Source organism: Chryseobacterium sp. JJR-5R (assembly GCF_034047335.1).
Lineage (GTDB): Bacteria > Bacteroidota > Bacteroidia > Flavobacteriales > Weeksellaceae > Chryseobacterium.
The window spans coordinates 2,363,019-2,380,886 of the sequence record NZ_CP139137.1; the positions used below are offsets into that span (position 1 = coordinate 2,363,019).

At 43.0% G+C, this 17,868-nt stretch carries 15 protein-coding genes; 3 read left to right on the forward strand and 12 right to left on the reverse strand.

The genetic code is table 11. The features are described 5' to 3' along the window. Positions 1-264: 264 nt before the first annotated feature. Entirely contained in the window at positions 265-768 is a 504-nt protein-coding gene (locus SD427_RS10525) for an N-acetyltransferase family protein (RefSeq protein ID WP_320557750.1), read from the reverse strand. Positions 769-1,137: 369 nt separating this feature from the next. Here SD427_RS10525 and SD427_RS10530 point away from each other — a divergent pair, with 369 nt between their 5' ends. Together SD427_RS10530 and SD427_RS10535 are read left to right on the forward strand one after the other, a co-directional pair. After that, positions 1,138-2,643, forward strand: coding sequence for a T9SS type A sorting domain-containing protein (locus tag SD427_RS10530; protein ID WP_320557751.1), 1,506 nt, complete (start codon positions 1,138-1,140; stop codon positions 2,641-2,643). Between the two features lie 3 nt (positions 2,644-2,646). After that, positions 2,647-4,068 (forward strand): hypothetical protein, encoded by a 1,422-nt coding sequence (locus SD427_RS10535; RefSeq protein ID WP_320557752.1) that lies wholly within the window; start codon positions 2,647-2,649, stop codon positions 4,066-4,068. 126 nt (positions 4,069-4,194) lie between these two features. On the opposite strand, the gene SD427_RS10540 is transcribed toward SD427_RS10535, so the two are convergent. From SD427_RS10540 to SD427_RS10560, 5 genes are all read right to left on the reverse strand, one after another. After that, complete coding sequence (locus tag SD427_RS10540) at positions 4,195-6,597, reverse strand: S9 family peptidase (RefSeq protein WP_320557753.1); 2,403 nt, start codon at positions 6,595-6,597, stop codon at positions 4,195-4,197. 219 nt (positions 6,598-6,816) lie between these two features. After that, entirely contained in the window at positions 6,817-7,248 is a 432-nt protein-coding gene (locus tag SD427_RS10545) for a DoxX family protein (protein ID WP_320557754.1), read from the reverse strand. A gap of 67 nt (positions 7,249-7,315) precedes the next feature. Further along, a complete protein-coding gene (gene era / locus SD427_RS10550) occupies positions 7,316-8,191 on the reverse strand; it encodes a GTPase Era (RefSeq protein WP_320557755.1) in 876 nt (291 codons plus the stop codon). Positions 8,192-8,437: 246 nt separating this feature from the next. Continuing rightward, positions 8,438-9,337 (reverse strand): carbohydrate kinase, encoded by a 900-nt coding sequence (locus SD427_RS10555; protein WP_320557756.1) that lies wholly within the window; start codon positions 9,335-9,337, stop codon positions 8,438-8,440. 31 nt (positions 9,338-9,368) lie between these two features. Then, on the reverse strand, positions 9,369-10,367 hold the full coding sequence (locus tag SD427_RS10560) for a LacI family DNA-binding transcriptional regulator (RefSeq protein ID WP_320557757.1): 999 nt from the start codon (positions 10,365-10,367) through the stop codon (positions 9,369-9,371). Positions 10,368-10,769: 402 nt separating this feature from the next. Between SD427_RS10560 and SD427_RS10565 the strand changes: the two genes are divergently transcribed. Then, positions 10,770-11,096, forward strand: coding sequence for a multidrug efflux SMR transporter (locus SD427_RS10565; RefSeq protein ID WP_320557758.1), 327 nt, complete (start codon positions 10,770-10,772; stop codon positions 11,094-11,096). Positions 11,097-11,283: 187 nt separating this feature from the next. Here the strand turns inward: SD427_RS10565 and SD427_RS10570 are convergent, their stop codons facing one another. The 6 genes from SD427_RS10570 to SD427_RS10595 all read right to left on the reverse strand — a co-directional run bounded on the left by SD427_RS10570 (position 11,284) and on the right by SD427_RS10595 (position 17,143). Further along, the gene (locus SD427_RS10570; protein WP_320557759.1) at positions 11,284-12,051 is read right to left on the reverse strand and encodes a class I SAM-dependent methyltransferase; all 768 of its coding nucleotides are present in this window, start codon (positions 12,049-12,051) and stop codon (positions 11,284-11,286) included. After that, positions 12,051-12,860 carry a type I methionyl aminopeptidase gene (map, locus tag SD427_RS10575; RefSeq protein WP_320557760.1) on the reverse strand — a complete coding sequence of 270 codons (810 nt, stop codon included), beginning with the start codon at positions 12,858-12,860 and terminating at the stop codon, positions 12,051-12,053. Before map ends, SD427_RS10570 begins: the two co-directional genes overlap by 1 nt. 158 nt (positions 12,861-13,018) lie before the next feature. After that, positions 13,019-13,450: a BT0820 family HAD-type phosphatase gene (locus tag SD427_RS10580; RefSeq protein WP_320557761.1), complete on the reverse strand. Its 432-nt coding sequence runs from the start codon at positions 13,448-13,450 to the stop codon at positions 13,019-13,021. A 94-nt stretch (positions 13,451-13,544) separates the two neighbouring features. Then, positions 13,545-14,525, reverse strand: coding sequence for an acyl-ACP desaturase (locus tag SD427_RS10585; RefSeq protein WP_320557762.1), 981 nt, complete (start codon positions 14,523-14,525; stop codon positions 13,545-13,547). Between the two features lie 138 nt (positions 14,526-14,663). Further along, on the reverse strand, positions 14,664-16,205 hold the full coding sequence (gene gpmI / locus SD427_RS10590) for a 2,3-bisphosphoglycerate-independent phosphoglycerate mutase (protein WP_320557763.1): 1,542 nt from the start codon (positions 16,203-16,205) through the stop codon (positions 14,664-14,666). Positions 16,206-16,600: 395 nt separating this feature from the next. Next, positions 16,601-17,143 carry a hypothetical protein gene (locus SD427_RS10595; RefSeq protein ID WP_320557764.1) on the reverse strand — a complete coding sequence of 181 codons (543 nt, stop codon included), beginning with the start codon at positions 17,141-17,143 and terminating at the stop codon, positions 16,601-16,603. Positions 17,144-17,868: the final 725 nt, after the last annotated feature.

The following is a 17,868-nucleotide window of genomic DNA, read 5'->3' on the forward strand; positions in this document are numbered from 1 at the left end:
ATTTTTTTCTGTAAAGTTCAAGCCCGCTTCTGTACACCAGTATTTTCTTATTATCTTTATTTAAAACCTCCGATACGAAAATACCTATCACGGTACCCTAATCTCAGCCCCGATTGAACGGCATGTCTGAGCTCTTTTTACCGCAGTGGCAGAAAGAAAGGCGTAAAAAAGCGAGTAGTGAAAGCGGGATTAAGCTCCAAAAAATAACGGATCAGAAAATCTGACATCAGTTATTTTTATGTGGATTTGTCAGGTACTCATCACTCATCCTATCCTCTTTCCTAAGATAACCAGCGTGCGCTCTACCCCATCCAGCACCGCTACATCAGGAAACGTACCCCATGCTTCAAACCCGAAATGGCTGAACAGTTTTAAGCTTGGCTCATTGTGTAAAAAGATGAATCCCAGCAGTGTTTTCACACCAAATTTCCCGGCATTGCCAATACAGTATCCGAGTACCTGCCTGCCTAATCCTTTTCCGCGGCAGCTTTCATCCATGTAAATACTGACTTCCACAGTCCCGTTATAAGCAGGACGTCCGTAAAACGAAGAAAAGCTTACCCAGCCCAGCGTATTATCCTGTTTGTCTTCAACAATCCAGAGCGGGCGCGTTTCAGCGTTGTGCTCCCGGAACCACTGCACCCTGCTCTCTACAGAAACAGGTTCCGTATCGGCAGTCACCATTCTTGACGGGACGGTTGAATTGTAAATTTCTACGATTTTAGGCAAGTCTTCAAAATCTGCATTTCTGAATTGTATTTCCTGCATGGTATAATTACATCTTTCTGCAAAGATAAATGAAGATTTTTTTAAAACTGACAGGAATTGCCTGATCTTCCTTAATTTTTAAAAGTTATTGATGATGATTTCTGACATTTTTAAATTTCAACACACTATGACATCCGGTGAATCCTTAGTTCAAATTTTCCGGCTTTTTTATCAGGCAATAAAAACATGCTGACAGTGAAATATTTCATTAATTATTGAAAAAATATTTTTTTATTGAAATTTTCTGCATACATTAGCATTGTTGAAAAATTAAACAAAATCCATTTAGCCTGTAATATTTATAAATATTAAGCTGATTGAATATATATTTAATATCATATTTTTCTAACAAACAAATAATTAATAACCATGAAAAAAGTCTTACTTACTCTCGGAGTATTAGTATTGAGTTTCAATTATGCTCAAGCCCAGGTTCCATTTCCCCACACTGCAACAGCATTAAATGGCCAGGCCGAAAGGGTAGCCTCATTCGGTGTCTCCGATAATGCCAATGACAGGCTGGAAATCACGAATGCCACCAACTACAACGGACAGTTTGTCCCCCAGCTTTGGGCCAGAAGGTCTTCTGACAACAGAACCACATTCGGAATTCAGGCTTCCATCCCGTCAAGCCTGGATAACGGCAGCAGCCCGCTGGTCGCGTTTTCTGCCGAAGCCAGGAACAACATCAACTTAAATGCACCAAACGGATCCGACTATCCGTGGGGCAACGGGTCAGACGGACAGGCCATCTCCATTACCAACAGGCCTTTATTTGTATGGAATAACGCCTATACCCGGATTATGACCATGGCAGGAAACAACAATATCGGAATCGGTACTGCCAGCCCGACTGCAAAGCTTCATACCCTGGGAAACCTGAGGTTTGAAGGATTATCTGCCTCTTCATCAGGAACCAATGTATTAACTACTGACGGTTCAGGAAACGTTTTTTTAAAACCGGTCTCTTCTTTTGGCGGAAACGGAGGTTCCTCCATCCTGTGTAACACCCCGAATTATATCCTGAAAAGTGACGGTTCTTCAGCCATATGCAGCCAGATTTATGATGACGGCAATTTTGTAGGAGTCAACACAAATTCTCCGACTGCGAAACTTCATACTTTAGGAAACCTGAGGTTTGAAGGATTACCTGCCTCTGCAGCGGGAACCAACGTGTTGACCGCTGACGCTTCGGGAAATGTTTACCTGAAACCGGTCTCTTCTTTCGGAGGAAACGGCGGATCATCTTCCATCCTGTGTAACACCCCGAATTATATCCTGAAAAGCGACGGTTCTTCAGCAATCTGCAGCCAGGTTTATGATGACGGCAACTTTGTAGGAATTAACACAAGCTCCCCGACTGCCAACCTGAACAGCATCGGTACCGTACGTTTTCAAAAGCTGCCCCGTACCGAAAAATTTGAATATTTTGTAGTGGCAGACGGAGAAGAATACCTGCAGTATATTCAAAGGGACAGTATGATGGAGATCATCAAAGAATCAGTCTACAGCAGGGTGGCAAGTGAATATTCGCAGTCGCTGGCGCAGATGTCTGAAGAAATTAAACTGCTCAGACAGGAAATTGCGGAAATGAAAGGCCAAAAAGCACAAAGTACAACAGTTTTAACCAGTAACCAGATCACGATTTCGCCCAATCCTACAGACGGCCAGATCAGAATAAATTTCAGGGATACCCCGAATGAGAAACTTCTGCTTTCATTGTATGATATACGGGGTTCAAAAATTAAAGACATCGCAATGGACGGTAACCGGAACGAGGAAAACGTGAATTTAAATTTTTTAACATCAGGAACTTATTTATGCAAGATTGCAGGAAAAAACACTAATTTTACGGGGAAAATCGTTAAAAAGTAAGTAATGCACATTTCTCCTTTTCAGTACATTATAAGTAATCAGCAATTGGATTTCCCTATTAACCATGGGGAAATCTTTTTTCATAAAGGCCTCAGTATCGGTATCCATCCATCAAACCGCGAACATCTGGTAATTAATAATGACCTTATTTTCTTCGGCGAGTGTTTTGACTATGAAAATACGCAGTTTATGAATAAGGAAATTGCAGAACAGCTGACAGGCCTGAGCCTGGAAAAGAAAATTGAAAAAATAAACAAGCTGACCGGCTTTTTTATTTTCCTTTTTTTTGAAAACGATCATGTGTATGTCTTCAATGATGCTTCCGGCCAGCTGGAAACCTATATTTCAAATACAGACAACAGGCTTTTTATCAGTGCACAGCCGAACATGATCACTTATCTTTCCGGGGATGATTCCTATCATAGCGATGCCCCGCAGTATATTATTGACCGGAAAATAAATATCTTCCGGAAAACGCCTTTCAAGAATATTGATAAGCTGATTCCTAATTTTTATTATCATATCAATGATAAAAAGTACATCCGGTTTTATCCGATGAAGGCTTTGCCGGTATTGCCTGCTGATGAGGTGGCAAAAGAGGCACTGGCTGTCCTGGAAGGTTCCATCGCAAGCATGGCTTCCAGAAAAGATATAAGTATTGCGGTTACGGCCGGCTGGGATTCCAGGGTCCTGTTCGCAGCCTCCTTAAAAAATGCTGATAAGGCCGTTTATTATGTCCTGAACCATCAGACGGAAGACGGCAGGCAGGATGTTAAAATAGCCGGGCAGATCACCGGTCATTTTTCAAAAGGCTTAAAAGTTATTGATTACGATGTATCATCCATTCATTTATCCGGTAATGATGCATCTGTGATATGGAAAGATGATGAAAAGGGCCGCAAAATGTCCCTTCTTATGAATGAGCATTTCCCGGACCGTTACCTCATCAACGGGAATATCAGTGAAGTTGCCAGGAACTTCTATGATCCCCTGCCTGAAAATCTTTCTTTAGGCGAGCTATGCTATATTTTAGGAATTAAAGATGGTCCTTATGAGAAAAATGCGGTAAAAGAATGGCTTGAAACCCGTAACCAATACATATATCTCCTGGATTCCATTTATTGGGAACACAAAATGCCCAACTGGGCGGGAGCCTCCAAATCAGTTTCCAATGTGTACAATACCGTGATTTCTCCTTTTAACAACAGGTATCTGTTGAATCTTTTACTCTCGACCAGAAGAAAAGACCGGGACAAATATTTCCACAAGATTTACAGCAGTATCCTGAAAAATGTTGATACCCATTTAGCCCTCATTCCGCTGAACCCGACCAAGAAGCACCGGCAGATTTCAACCATGAAAAAGCTTCATGTATACCCGTTGTACAGGCATCTGTTTTTTAAAATGAAAAAACTGAAATTCTGACAGGCTTCGGGCAGATTACAAAGCATATTATAAGCCGATTAATCTAATCTAGAAACCTGTCCCAAGAAATACATGCTATACGACAATAAAAAACCCGCTTCAGGCGGGTTTTTTACTGATCATTATTTAATTTTTCAGGCATTTTTCCAGGAACCGGTCCTGTTCCCAAAGCAGGTGCAGGATATTTTCTTTTGCGGCATATCCGTGCGCTTCTTTAGGCAAGAGCACCATTTTTACAGGAGCCCCAAGATTTTTGAGTGCCTGGAAATACCTTTCTGTCTGCAGGGTAAAGGTTCCCGGGTTGTTATCGGCATCCCCGTGGATCAGCAGCAGTGGGGTTTTCATTTTATCGGCATTCATAAATGGGGACATGGTATTGTATATTTCCGGCACATCCCAATAGTTCCGCTGCTCGCTCTGGAAACCGAACGGCGTCAGGGTTCTGTTATACGCACCGCTTCTGGCAATTCCGCATGCGAACAATTTGGAATGCGTCAGCAGGTTTGCAGTCATAAACGCACCGTAAGAATGTCCTCCTACCGCTACTTTCTTTCTGTCAATGTATCCTAACCTGTCTACCGCATTAATGGCCGCTTCCGCATTGGCGACAAGCTGTGGGATAAAGGTATCATTCGGTTCTGTTTTTCCTTCCCCGATGATCGGGAAAGCAGCATCATCCAGAACGGCATAGCCTTTAGCCGTCCAGTATACGAAAGATCCGTAATACGGAAAAGTAAAGTCATTCGGGTTCTGGGTACTCTGGCCCGCGGTATTTTTATCTTTATATTCCGTAGGATAGGCCCAGATCAGCAGCGGTAGCTTTTCGGTTTTGTTTTTCCGGTCATAGCCGGCCGGCAGGTAAAGGGTTCCCGTAAGCGTTACGCCGTCACTCCTTTTATACGTAATAACTTCCTTATATACGTCTTTAATACTTTCAAAAGGATTGGCAAAATTCGTAACGGCTTCTGCTTTGTCCGTTTTAATGTTTTTCCTGAAATAATTGGGATACAGGCCTGAAGACTGCCGGGTTATTAAAATCTCCCCTTTTGAAGGGTCTAAAATATCAATGATTTCTTCTTTGGCATTTTTAACATTGGACGTATAGAGTCTTTTTTTCTTCAGGGTGTTTACATTCATTTCATCAATAAAAGGGTGCTGCCCTTCTTTGGTAAAGCCCACCCCTATCAGGTAAGACTTCCCTCCTTTCATATCCACTACATATCTTCCGTACTGGTTTTTAGTGGTATTGAAGTTTCCCGGGTCACTGTACACATCCTGGTAATTCCGGTCATCGATTACTTTTGATGCTCCGTTATTCAGGTCGACAAGATAAGATTTCGTATTTCTGGTATCGTACCAGCCTTCGGAAACAATTGCATAATGGTCATTGGTCCAGCTTGTCCCTTCATACCGCTGCCTGGTTTTAAAGAATGATCTGGGTGCAGCTGCAAACGGAGCTTCCCAGGTAAAAACCTCATCCCTGAAATCCGCTGTTTTGGACTGGTCACCGCCATCCAGAGCTTCTGCGTACACTAAGGTTGCAGGAAGGTCGCTTCTCCATCCCATCTCTCTTTTCCCGGTTCTTACCGATGAAAAACCTTTCGGCATGATTTCATTCAGCGGGGTTTCATTCACTACTTTTACCACATTTCCATTGCCGTCATACACGGTAGTGGTCATAGGGAACCTGTTCAGGGGAACGATGTATGAAAAGGGTTTTTTGAGGGTAGTTGCCATCAGGTAGTTCCCGTCCGGCGAATAGCTCAGTCCGGTATACATGTCCTGATCTTTTACCTTTTTCAGGTTTCCGTCTGTATCTACATTATAAATATCGGAAGCGGTAAGGATTTCAAAATTCTTTTCATCCTGCGGGTTTTTAAGCAGGTCCTGATAAGTCCGGTTCTGCGATACTTTCCCGTCTGCCGTAGAAACAATCGGGCCTGTTGGAAGATCTTTGGCCGGATCCGTTAAGGCCGGCCTGTTCTGTGGAAGGGTTTTGATTAAAATATTTTTAGAATCCTTGTTCCAGACATACGGGATTCCCAGGTTTGCATTCAGGTTGTCCGGGGTTATTTTCTTTGCAGCTGCGGTTTCCAGATCTACAATCCATAATTCGACTCCTTTACCGGTAGTGTTGGTAAAAGCCAGTTTCTTTTCATCGGGTGAAAATGAAGTATAGGTAATTTTAGGGTTAGCAGGCAGATTCTTAACCTGGACTTCAGTTTTATCATTAAGTTTTCTGACCTTCAGATTATTGGAATACGTAGCCGTACTTGAAATGTTGGTTACCGGATTGATCCTTAATCCGCCCAGTTTCATTTCCTGCTGGCTGAGGTCTTCCAGCGTCTTGTAAGTCGGACGGTAGGTGAAAACAATCCAGTCTTTTTTGCTGTTCATGAGCACACTTGGCGGCCTTTCATAATCCGCCAGCTTAAGGATCTCCGGAGATGGCTTCTGATAGGCAATATTTTCCTGGGCTTCGTAAAAATTAAGGAACGCCAACAGGCAGATGGTTAGTTTGATCTTCATTGTATTATAATATTATGTTTTTTTTCTTCTCTTGTCTTGTCTTCTCTTCTTTTATCCTGTCTTTCCTACGAATTTAATGAATTATTTTATCTTTTATGGGGTTTTATTTTCCTGGTAATGTACTGCCAAGGCAGTTTTGCCCACTTCCTTTAATTTTAGAATTCCAGCATAAAAAAAGCAGTAAGTTTCCTTACTGCTTCTATTTATATTTCAGGCGAATTACCAGTCGCTGGCTCTTTTCCTTTTCTCGATCATATGATCTACTGAAATCTTGCCGGCCCCGAACACCATCAGCATCAGGTACACCGCCAGATAAATAAGGCTCATTTCCTGTTTTTCAAAAGGATCTGATGAATGAACAATGAATCCGGCTACTGCCATGGTAAAGATCAGGAATCCCAAAGCTACTCTTGAGAACAAACCTAAGATCAGCAGAATAGAACAGGCAAACTCTGCAAACACGGTAAGTCCCAGCGAAACCTGAGGCCCCATTCCCAGGAAGTCAAAAAACTCAGGCTTGCCGCCTTCAATCAGCATCTGAAGTTTCGGGAATCCGTGAGACAGCATGGCAAAACCAATAAATACCCTCACCACCAATAAAACAATATCTTTTACAAGAGAATCGGAATGTGCAGCGTTTAAAGAATTCATTCAGTTAAAATTTGATTAAAGATAACGAAAAATCTTTTAATATAACGGCTGTTCTGCCCTATTTAGTCTATCGGTACCCGAAATTCTTAAGGTCCCTGTCATTTTTCCGCCAGTCTTTTTTCACTTTTACAAACAGGTTTAAGTGAATTTTTTTGTTGAAGAATTTCTCCAGGTCCAACCTCGATTCGGTTCCTACTTTTTTAATGGCTTCCCCTTTATGCCCAATGATAATGCCTTTCTGCGTATCCCTTTCTACGTAAATAATAGAATCAATAAAGATGATGCCTTCTTTTTCCTTGAACTGCTCGGTCACCACCTCTACAGAATACGGGATTTCCTTTTCATAGTTCAGAAGGATTTTCTCGCGGATGGCTTCGTTAACGAAAAACCTTTCCGGCTTGTCCGTATACTGGTCTTTATCATAATAAGGCGGATTTTCAGGAAGCATCGACTTTAATTTAGGCAGAATGATATCTGTATTAAATGCATTTAAGGCAGAAATAGGCAGGATTTCCGCTTTCGGAATCCTTTCATGCCATAATTCCACCAATTTCTCCAGGCCTTCCTGGTTGGTCTGGTCTACTTTGTTCAGCAGGAGCAGGACCGGAACCGGGATTTTATTCAGTTTCTCAATAAGAAATTCCGAAGGCTCCGCTTTATCGGTAACATCTACGATGAACAGGAAAACATCTGCATCCTGTAGGGAATCCTTTACAAAATCCATCATTTTTTCCTGTAAACCGTATTTTGGGTCCAGAACACCAGGGGTGTCTGAAAATACGATCTGCAGATCTTCTTCATTATAAATTCCAAAAATCCTGTGGCGTGTTGTCTGTGCCTTCTGGGTAACAATAGCCAGTTTCTCCCCCATCAACTGGTTTAACAAGGTAGATTTTCCGGCGTTCGGCTTTCCGACAATATTTACAAATCCTGCTTTGTGCATAAAAACTATATTATGAGCTGCAAAGTTAGTAAAACAATCCGGTCTTTGCGCCTATTCCCGAAAAAAGGCTTTCAGGTTGAAGATGCAGCGGCCTGAACCTGCCATAAAGAATCAATTGAAAGCGTGCCCAAATACATCTCATAAAATATATCCCAAAAGAGGAAGAACATTTAAAAATAAGCTTTGAAAGGTTATGTAAAATAAACAGACGCTAAATCCGTGCTCGCCCTGCTGTTTGGCATATAATTAAAAGTGACGGTCTTTGAACTGTTCAAACTCTGAAAGCTCATAATCCGGGCAGGCTCCGGATTTTGATGTCACCCACGCACCCAAAGCAGCCGCCTGTTTGATAACTTCTTCCGGACTTTCATGCTTAATCCTTTTTGAAATAAAACCTGAAAGGAAGGAATCCCCGCTTCCCACTGTATCGGCAACCGTAATCGGAACTGCGGGACAGCTGTAGTTTTCTTCTCCTGTAAAATATCCGGCTCCTTTGCTTCCCTTTGTCAGTACCACTTCACGGATATCAAAATGATTCCTGAGGAATGCCACGCCTTCTTCTTCGCTGGTGTATTCCCGGCCGGTCAGCTCAAGGATCTGTCTCAGTTCCGCTTTATTCATCTTGACGATATCTGATTTGTGCAGCAGGGTTTTAATTAATTCGGCATCGATAAACGGCGGCCTGAAATTAACATCAAAAATCTTAAGCTTCGCTGCTTCCAGAAGCTTAAACAGGGTATTTCTTGTGGGTTCGTTTCTTGCCGAAAGGCTTCCGAAAACAAATGCTTCCGCTTCTGCAACCAGTTCATTATGCTCCTTTTGATAACCGATATAATCCCAGGCGACGTGGTTGATGATCTCATAGGAAGCTTCGTTGTGCTCATCGATCTTTGCGGTAACCGTACTGGTAGGATGTTCGTGGTCCACCTGGATAAAATCCGTAGTGATCCCCCAGTTGCTGATTTGGTCCGTTAACTGTTTTCCCAATTCATCATCTCCTACCCGGCTGAGCATTTTTACGTCGATGCCCATTTTATGGACGTGATAGGCTACGTTGAACGGCGCTCCGCCCGCTCTCGATCCCGCCGGGAAAATGTCCCAGAGCACTTCGCCGAAACATACGATATATGGTTTTTTATCTGTCATCAATTTATCTTTAGATTTATTACTGCTTATTTTACTTTACCGAACCCCGTTCCATAAACCGGGCGTTCAGCGTTACCCTTTTCCCGTCCGGCGTATAATTACTGATCTGGCTGTCCAGAAGGTTGACCGATTCTTTCGCCATATCCGTTAAGGGCTGCTGCACAAAACTTATTTCGGTAGGGAAAAGATAATACGCTTCGGTTTCATCAAAGGCCACGACCGAGAGGTCTTCCGGAACTTTAATATTGCTGTCAATAAGATACCGGAGCCCGGCAATGCCTAATTTGTTGCTGGAAAAATAGATCGCCGTTCTTTTTGAAAGATCAATATTGTCTTTCAGTTTTACCGGAATCTCTTCTGCAATGGTGTGGATCCCGATTAAAATCCTTTTGGCGGAAATCCCGGATTCCGATATCCGCTGGTCAAAGCCATCCTGCCGGTCCAGCAGATGCGGGAGTTCCGTATCATAGCCTACATAAATTATTTCATCAAATTTCCTTTTGACGAGATGGTCACAGATGTATTCTGAAATTTCGGAATTGTTGATCATCACTCCGGGCAGGCTTACATTTTTCAGGTACCGGTCTATGGTCACTACCGGATACTCTTCCCGGATCAGCTTATTAATGGCTTCATCAGAATCCACCACCGGCGCAATGATCATCCCGTCAACCTGCTGTTCAGAGAATAGTTCTGTAAGTTTCCTGAACTTTTCAGGATTTTCGTCGCAGCTCCCGATCAGAAGCGTATATCCGAGTTTCATTGCTTCGTCTTCAATATTCCGTGCAATATTGGAATAAAAATCATTGGAGATATCGGCTACAATTAACCCGATCAGCTTGCTTTTGCTCATTTTCAGGCTCCGTGCTATCTTATTGGGGGTATAACTGATATTTTCCGCCACTTCAAATACTTTTTTTCTGGTGGCTTCACTGATGCGGCTCCCTTCTTTTCTGTTGAGAACATAGGACACAGTAGCCACAGAAACTTCTGCAATCCTGGCTATATCTTTTATGGAAGCTCGTTTCATTCTTTAGTTTTCAGCAAAAATATTTTATTACCCGTATTAAAACAATAGATGCATAATTTGGTACATACCAAAAATAAATGTAGTTTGGCGATTTTTCAAAGCTTGTGGTTAAACGATACAAATACCTGTAAATCATCAAATTATTTAAAATCATACGTTTAGTAATCATGCATATTTCATATAAAATAATCCGGCGGACAGGACAATATCTCATTTTTGGTTAAACGTTTACTCTTACAATTTAATGAAAAATATAATGAATTCAAAATAGTGACCTGCAGATCGACTGCATAATGCATAAGATGACTGGTTTTTATGGTACCGTTTAAAAAGCAATTTTATGGGCAGTTACCCTTTAGTATTTATTTTTAAATCCTGAAATTTGCAGCAGGAATTAAAAATATGAATTGGATTATCTTAGTGATTGCGGGATTATTTGAAGTGGCGTTTGCGTCATGCCTGGGGAAAGTAAAAGAAACTTCCGGAACAGCCATGTATCTTTGGTTCGGGGGTTTCCTTGTTTCACTAACCATCAGCATGCTCTTGCTGATCAAGGCTACACAAACCTTACCGATAGGCACTGCTTATGCGGTGTGGACGGGAATCGGTGCCGTAGGGACTGTATTGATGGGGATTTTCTTCTTTAAAGACCCGGTAAGCTTCTGGCGGATTTTCTTTATTATCACATTAATCGGTTCCGTTATAGGATTAAAAGCCGTTTCACATTAAAATCAGGATACTATCCTTTTCCTGATTTTACAAAAGTATAGGAAACGGTTAAAATGAATATTGACCTTGGCAATGTACGGAAAGGATGATGTATTTTAGTGACAGAAAATGATCAGTGTTTCCGTTTATCAAAGAATAAATACAAAGGTATATGTAAAAAATGCCCGGACGCCCGGGCACTTTTTCATTATTTTTTATAGACTACCGGAAGAATTTCATTTTTCCGCAGTCCGTATTTTTTAATTTCTTCTTCTGAAAAGTTTTGGGAATAGAAATTAGGTTCCACTTCAAAACCAGCTTTCCTTAACCGGTCGAAATAATCCATTCCGTACCAGCGTACGTGGTCATACTGCCCGAAATGCTTCTGTCTTTCTTTGGGATCTTTGATGGTGAAATCCTCGTAAGTCTTTTCCAGCGTATTTTTCATCGGCACCTGCAGAATCCCCCAGCCTCCCGGCCTTAAGACGCGGTACAGTTCACCCATGGCTTTTGCGTCATCTTCAATATGCTCCAATACATGGTTGCAGAAAATGATATCGAAGCTTTCATCTGCAAAAGGAAGATCCAGGATATCAGCTTTTACATCGACAATCGGCGAAAATAAATCCGCTGAAATATAATCCAGGTTCCTCATTCTTTTGAATTTCCTTAAAAATTCCTGTTCGGGAGCAATATGCAGGACTTTATGGTTTTTAATGAAAAAATCGGTTTCGTTCTGAAGGTAGAGCCACATCTGCCGGTGCCGCTCCAGGCTCAGCGTTCCCGGGGACAGGGCATTCTCGCGCGGGTTTCCATAGCCGTACGGCAGAAATTTCCGGTAGGATCTGCCATCGATGGGATCCTGAAATGTATCCCCTTTAAAAAACTGGTAAATCAGCGGCCGTGCCCAGATGCTCAGTTTAATCAGCATCGGGCGCGGGATGGTATTCAGTAAAAGTTTTGCGGCTTTTTTCATTAAAAATCCAGTTGAAACGCTTTTTCTTCGTCACTCACAATACCCAAAGCATCGTAAATATACTGAAACGTAGAAAGCAGTACCGGTTTGCCGTTGATTACCGCCACATCATGCTCAAAATGGGCAGAAGGCTGGTTGTCAAGTGTCGTCACTGTCCAGCCGTCATTATGGAACTTTACTTTTTCAGTTCCGAGGTTGATCATCGGTTCAATAGCAATCGTCAGTCCGTCTTTGATTACTTTTCCGCTTCCCTGTCTGCCGTAGTTGGGAACCTGCGGATCTTCGTGCATTTTTCTTCCTACGCCATGGCCTACCAGTTCTTTTACCACTCCGTATCCTTCTTTTTCACAATGGCTCTGGATCGCATGGGAAATATCGCCGATCCTTTTGCCTCTTACACACTGCCCGATCCCTTTGTATAAAGATTCTTTGGCAACTTTCAGCAGCTTTTGGGTTTCCGGCTTTACTTCACCGATTTCGAACGTATAGGCATGGTCTCCTACAAAGCCGTTCAGCACAGCTCCGCAATCCACAGAAAGCACATCGCCTTCTTTGATTTCTTCCTTATTCGGGAAACCGTGGACCACCTGCTCGTTCGGTGAAATACACAGGGAATACGGAAAGCCGCCGTATCCCAGGAAAGCGGGCTCGGCACCGTGATCCTTGATGAAATCGTGCGCCAGCTTATCCAAATGGAGTGTGGTAATCCCCGGTTTGATTTCTTTCGCCAGCATTCCCAGTGTCCTGGACACCAGCTGGGCACTCTGCTTCATCAGACGAAGTTCTTCTATTGTTTTTAACTGAATCATTTTATTTATAGATGTTAGAGATCAGATGCCGGATATCAGGTCAGAACTTTATGGATATTTTAAGTTCAATTCCAAGCATCTGTTGTATTCCGGCCGTTGTTTAAATCAGAAGCTGAATCAGAGCTGATTCCTGATCCCTGACTTCCAATTCTTTTACTCTACCAGAATAATCCTTTTTTCTTTTCTTTTTTAAGTTTTGAATAGGCCAGGACTTCTTTGCCTTCCACACGGAATTCTATTCTTTCCTGAATAATATTGTAGATCTCGCCCCAACCCGGAAATCCGCCAAGGTTCCGGTCATCGATGAACCAGTCTGCATCCAGTTTTCTGGACTGCTTTTCCGAATCAAAGACCTCCCCTTCAAAGCTGGAGTTGACGGCATAAAATTCAATGCCGTTTTTCTTACAGAATTCTACTGCCTCGTCCAGGGTTTTCCCATGACGGTACGTCCAGAGAATAAGCCTGTAGCCTTCAGCCTGCAGCCTTCTCAATGTTTCAAAAGCGAAAGTTTTCGGTTTACCGATTGCGGGATAGCCATCATCAACAATAGTCCCGTCAAAATCCACCGCAATTTTTTTATTATTCATCATTTTGAATATATTTTTGAAGAGGCAAAGATACAAATAAAAAAAGTGCCGGAAAACCCAACACTTTTACTTTTATGATCTAACCAACAAAATCAGATCAGCTTTTCACCCAATTGAAGTGGAACTGAAGATCCGGTGTTGAAATCCTGTCTGTAATCTTCTGAAGCCTTGAAGGCAGCTTCATTAAATATTCCTGAGCTTTCTCAGCTTTTTCGTTCAGGCCTTTTACATGCTCAATCTTCCATTCGTCCAGAAGGTCCTTCATAATGTTGATATAATCCTGCCCTGTATACACCATGCATCGCTGTGCAGCATCTGAGAAATGGCCCCAAAGCTCTCCGGCTTTCTGTCCGGACTGTCTCATCATGTGAGCAGGCATAACAATCTTTTTACGCATCATATCTTCAAATGCCAGGATCATTTCCGACGGATCGATTTCCAGGATCTTTGCTACGAAGTGCTTGTATGCTTTGGCATGCCTTGCTTCATCGGCAGCAATAACCGCACACATTTTAGCCAGTTTAGTATTCCCTGACTGTTTTGCCAAGGTTCCTACCCTTCTGTGGGATATGTTGGTTGCTGTTTCCTGAAAGCTTGTATAGACGAAGTTTCTGTACGGGTCCATACTGGTCCCCAGATCAAAACCGTCATTAATAAGGTACTGCGTGGTTATTTCCATTTCCCTCATGTTCACCCTTCCGCACAGATAAAGATATTTGCTCAACAGATCACCGTGACGGTTTTCTTCACCTGTCCATGCCCTTATCCAGCTGGCCCAGCCCAGTTCTTTCTTTTCCTGATCCATACCGTCCACACCCATCAGCCAGGATTCGTAAGAAGGCAAAGCTTCTTCCGTAATACAGTCACCGATCAGGGTTACGAACAGATCATACGGCATTTCACGGGCAAAAGTCTGAATTTCTTCTAAATCGTATTTAAACTGGTCACTTGACGGATCCGGAAGGTAATCTGAAGGCTGCCATATTTTTTCAATTGGCGTTAAGAACTTATCAAGGAAAGTACCCACTTCCTTTTCCAAGATCCCCATTACTTCTTTCCTTACGAGTTGTTGATACATTTTTACAATTTAGAATTAAACTACAAAGTTAAGATTTTATTATTATTTAGGACATAATATTACGTTAATTCTTTCTGATATTAATCATAAAAATGCCGTTATGCATAATATAACGGCATTTTTTCTGTAATATTAAGTTTAATCTATCAGAATATTCCCAGTCATGATTTCCGGCACCTCTATCCCCATGGCCTTTAAAATAGTCGGGGCCACATCACCGAGTTTACCCGGTTTTAAATTCCAGGTACGTTCTTTATCCATTACAATGAAAGGGACAAGATTGGTGGAATGCTGTGTATTAGGGCTTCCGTCAGGATTGACCATCACATCGGAATTTCCATGATCGGCTAGAATGAAAACGGCGTATCCGTGTTCATAGGCGGCTGTTGCTACCTTTTCAATGCACTGGTCTACCGTTTCTGCTGCGGCTACTGCTGCCTGGAATACCCCGGTATGCCCCACCATATCGGTATTGGCAAAATTTAGGCAGATAAAATCCGCCGTTTCGCTTTCCAGTTCGGGGAGAATGGCATTGGTAATGTCATGTGCAGACATCTCCGGTTTAAGGTCATAGGTAGGAACCTCTTTCGGGCTCGGGCAGAGCAGCCTTTTTTCACCGGCAAAGGGTTCTTCCCTTCCGCCTGAAAAGAAAAAGGTTACGTGGGGGTATTTTTCCGTTTCGGCAATCCTGATCTGGTTTTTCCCGTTTTTTTCCAGGATTTCACCCATGGTTTCTTTCAATACTTCCTCATCGAAGACAACATGTACGCCCGTAAACGTCTTATCATAATTCGTCAGGGTAATATAATGAAGCGGCAGCTTTCTCATGAAGTATTCCGGCTTGTCATGCTGGCAGAGCACTTCGGTAATTTCCCTTCCCCGGTCTGTACGGAAATTGAAGCAGATCACCACATCATGGTCTGTCATCTTACCTACAGGAACTACATTCCCGATCTGTGTGGCATCAACCATGATGATCGGTTTCATGAATTCATCGGTGATATTTTCTTCATATGACTTCTGGATGGCCTGTAAAGCATCCGTGGTACGGTCTCCTACGCCTTCCACCATGGCATCATACGCAATTTTCACGCGCTCCCAACGCTTGTCGCGGTCCATTGCATAATACCTTCCCACTACGGAAGCCAGTCTTCCTACGGTTGTCTCCATATGGTTCTGAAGATCTTTTATAAACCCTTTACCGGAGTGCGGGTCACAGTCGCGGCCGTCCGTAAAAGCGTGCACAAATACGTTTTCATGCAGACCGAACTCATGGGCCGCCGTAAGCAGGCCTTTTAAATGATTGATATGTGAATGTACACCGCCGTCTGACACCAGGCCGATGAAGTGCACTTTTTTGTTTTCTCTCCTGGCATATTCAAAAGCATCCTGGATGACCTGCTGCCTGCCCAGCGTCCCGTTTTCCACTGCCATATTCAGCTTTACCAGGTTCTGGTAGACCACTCTTCCCGCCCCGAGGTTCATATGCCCCACTTCGGAATTCCCCATCTGCCCGGAAGGTAAACCAACGGCCAGGCCACTTGCTTCAAGGGTCGTATTCGGGAAATTTTTAAGACAGCTGTCTATGAACGGGGTATTGGCCTGATCTAATGCGGAAACGGCAGGATTCTGGCCCAGCCCCCATCCGTCAAGGATCGCTAATATTGCTTTTTTTGACATTTTGTATAAACTTTTGTATCACAAATTTATCTAATTTGAAATGAATTGAAGAATATGGAGGGCTTAAATTTTAATTAAAGTTATGCAGAACGGCAGGCTGCCATGCAAGGTCATTTCAGGTTTGCGGCTGAAAAGCTTCCACGGATCCTGCAGGGTTCAGCAGGTGATTTTGCGGCTTCGAGGACAACAGCCTCCGGTCTTCCAGACTTCTTTACGCTGTCAGGATACCTAAAAAATCAAAGATTTCGCTTCATCATGTATTGATATGTTCAGGAGAGCCGGCGGACCTCTCCGAGGTTTTGAAAACTTTCGTGATTCTATAGCATGAAGTATTCAGCTTCTTTATCCGGCATACTTGTCTTATGTGAATTGTGCGGCTAAAAAAATCCGGTCAATTACTTCCCGGTTACTTTTCCTGTTGAAGCCCTTTCCGTGATCAGCCATGCGGCATCCAGCATTTTCATGAGTTGGATATACGGAATGACGATCTTCTTTTCCTGATCGCAGCGGTGATCTCCCAATGAGAAATAAACCACCAGCGACAGGAACTCATCGTATTCTTCCACGCTGCAGGCACTGAATGCCCTCCGGAATGCCCGCACCGGATCCCGGTATTCTTCCGCCGAAAGCGGGCCCGTCATTATTTTGGGAACATTGGTTTCGGATGCAGCTTTGAACTTTCCTTTCTTTGCTTTTTTGCCGATCAGGCAGCAGGCCCGGACCAGCGACCGCAATGACTGGTACAGGTGGAAGACTTCAGCAGGATCTTCCAGGATCCGGGTGTTCTTCTGTACCGAACACTGTACCATCGTATTGATGGTTTCTTTCACTTCGGCCAGGTCATTGAACTGAAAAAATGCCTCCAGCAGGCCTGCCGCGGAATGTTTCCGGGTGCCGGACCAGAACCGCGCCCCGAAATCTGTTTTTTTCTTTTTCATCATTCTGATTTTTAAGTTACGGATTATCATGACCATAAAAGGAATTCCTTTATGGTGGACGGGATGTTGATCTGCCTGTTCGTTAAAGTCGTCATTGTCTGAGCATGCCTGTCTGACAACAAAACATGACGGATATAACAAAAGTATTTCCCACTCTGCGGCAGGCCAACGGTTTACTTTTTTTAAATTCCTCTCGTAACGAAAATAATTTGGAAAATTGAAAGAAAGCCAGTATTTTTAAGGGTTGAATTTAAGCGTACTTCGGCTTTCCTTTGGCTTAAAGGAATTTCGGAGGGCGGCGGTTTTTGGGTGCGGCTGTACCCCGCCTTCCTGCATTCGCGGGCAGTTTCGGTACAGCGCGGTCATCAGTTATGCTGCGGGGCTCCGGTTATTTGGCGGGCCTGTCAGCAGAAGGTTTGAAAATGTCGTTCTCATTATATATTTTTTATTGTGGAACGATGCTTTTTGAAGTATGGGAAGGGCTATGCAAAAATAGCATGGAGCGGCCTCACACTTTTATTCCGTGGGTGTCCTACGACCCTGACAATATTACTATTGCTTGCAAATAAAAGTTACGTGAGAACCGCCCGCATGCCGTATGCAAAAGTAAGAAACTTTTCGACATGGAGCGATTTCACGATTCTCTCGTCTGCTAATTAGGACTTTACGGAACGAGAAACATCGTTTCAATTATGCCTTTATCAGGCTTTTTGTATTTCGCTGTT

Excerpts from the sequence above, each read along its gene's own strand:
- era (WP_320557755.1), bottom strand. The coding sequence starts at position 8,191 with ATGCACAAAGCAGGATTTGTAAATATTGTCGGAAAGCCGAACGCCGGA.
- SD427_RS10555 (WP_320557756.1), bottom strand. The coding sequence starts at position 9,337 with ATGACAGATAAAAAACCATATATCGTATGTTTCGGCGAAGTGCTCTGG.
- SD427_RS10565 (WP_320557758.1), top strand. The coding sequence starts at position 10,770 with ATGAATTGGATTATCTTAGTGATTGCGGGATTATTTGAAGTGGCGTTT.
- SD427_RS10595 (WP_320557764.1), bottom strand. The coding sequence starts at position 17,143 with ATGAAAAAGAAAAAAACAGATTTCGGGGCGCGGTTCTGGTCCGGCACC.
- SD427_RS10535 (WP_320557752.1), top strand. The coding sequence starts at position 2,647 with ATGCACATTTCTCCTTTTCAGTACATTATAAGTAATCAGCAATTGGAT.
- SD427_RS10545 (WP_320557754.1), bottom strand. The coding sequence starts at position 7,248 with ATGAATTCTTTAAACGCTGCACATTCCGATTCTCTTGTAAAAGATATT.
- SD427_RS10530 (WP_320557751.1), top strand. The coding sequence starts at position 1,138 with ATGAAAAAAGTCTTACTTACTCTCGGAGTATTAGTATTGAGTTTCAAT.
- map (WP_320557760.1), bottom strand. The coding sequence starts at position 12,860 with ATGATTCAGTTAAAAACAATAGAAGAACTTCGTCTGATGAAGCAGAGT.
- SD427_RS10570 (WP_320557759.1), bottom strand. The coding sequence starts at position 12,051 with ATGAAAAAAGCCGCAAAACTTTTACTGAATACCATCCCGCGCCCGATG.
- gpmI (WP_320557763.1), bottom strand. The coding sequence starts at position 16,205 with ATGTCAAAAAAAGCAATATTAGCGATCCTTGACGGATGGGGGCTGGGC.
- SD427_RS10525 (WP_320557750.1), bottom strand. The coding sequence starts at position 768 with ATGCAGGAAATACAATTCAGAAATGCAGATTTTGAAGACTTGCCTAAA.
- SD427_RS10585 (WP_320557762.1), bottom strand. The coding sequence starts at position 14,525 with ATGTATCAACAACTCGTAAGGAAAGAAGTAATGGGGATCTTGGAAAAG.
- SD427_RS10540 (WP_320557753.1), bottom strand. The coding sequence starts at position 6,597 with ATGAAGATCAAACTAACCATCTGCCTGTTGGCGTTCCTTAATTTTTAC.
- SD427_RS10580 (WP_320557761.1), bottom strand. The coding sequence starts at position 13,450 with ATGATGAATAATAAAAAAATTGCGGTGGATTTTGACGGGACTATTGTT.
- SD427_RS10560 (WP_320557757.1), bottom strand. The coding sequence starts at position 10,367 with ATGAAACGAGCTTCCATAAAAGATATAGCCAGGATTGCAGAAGTTTCT.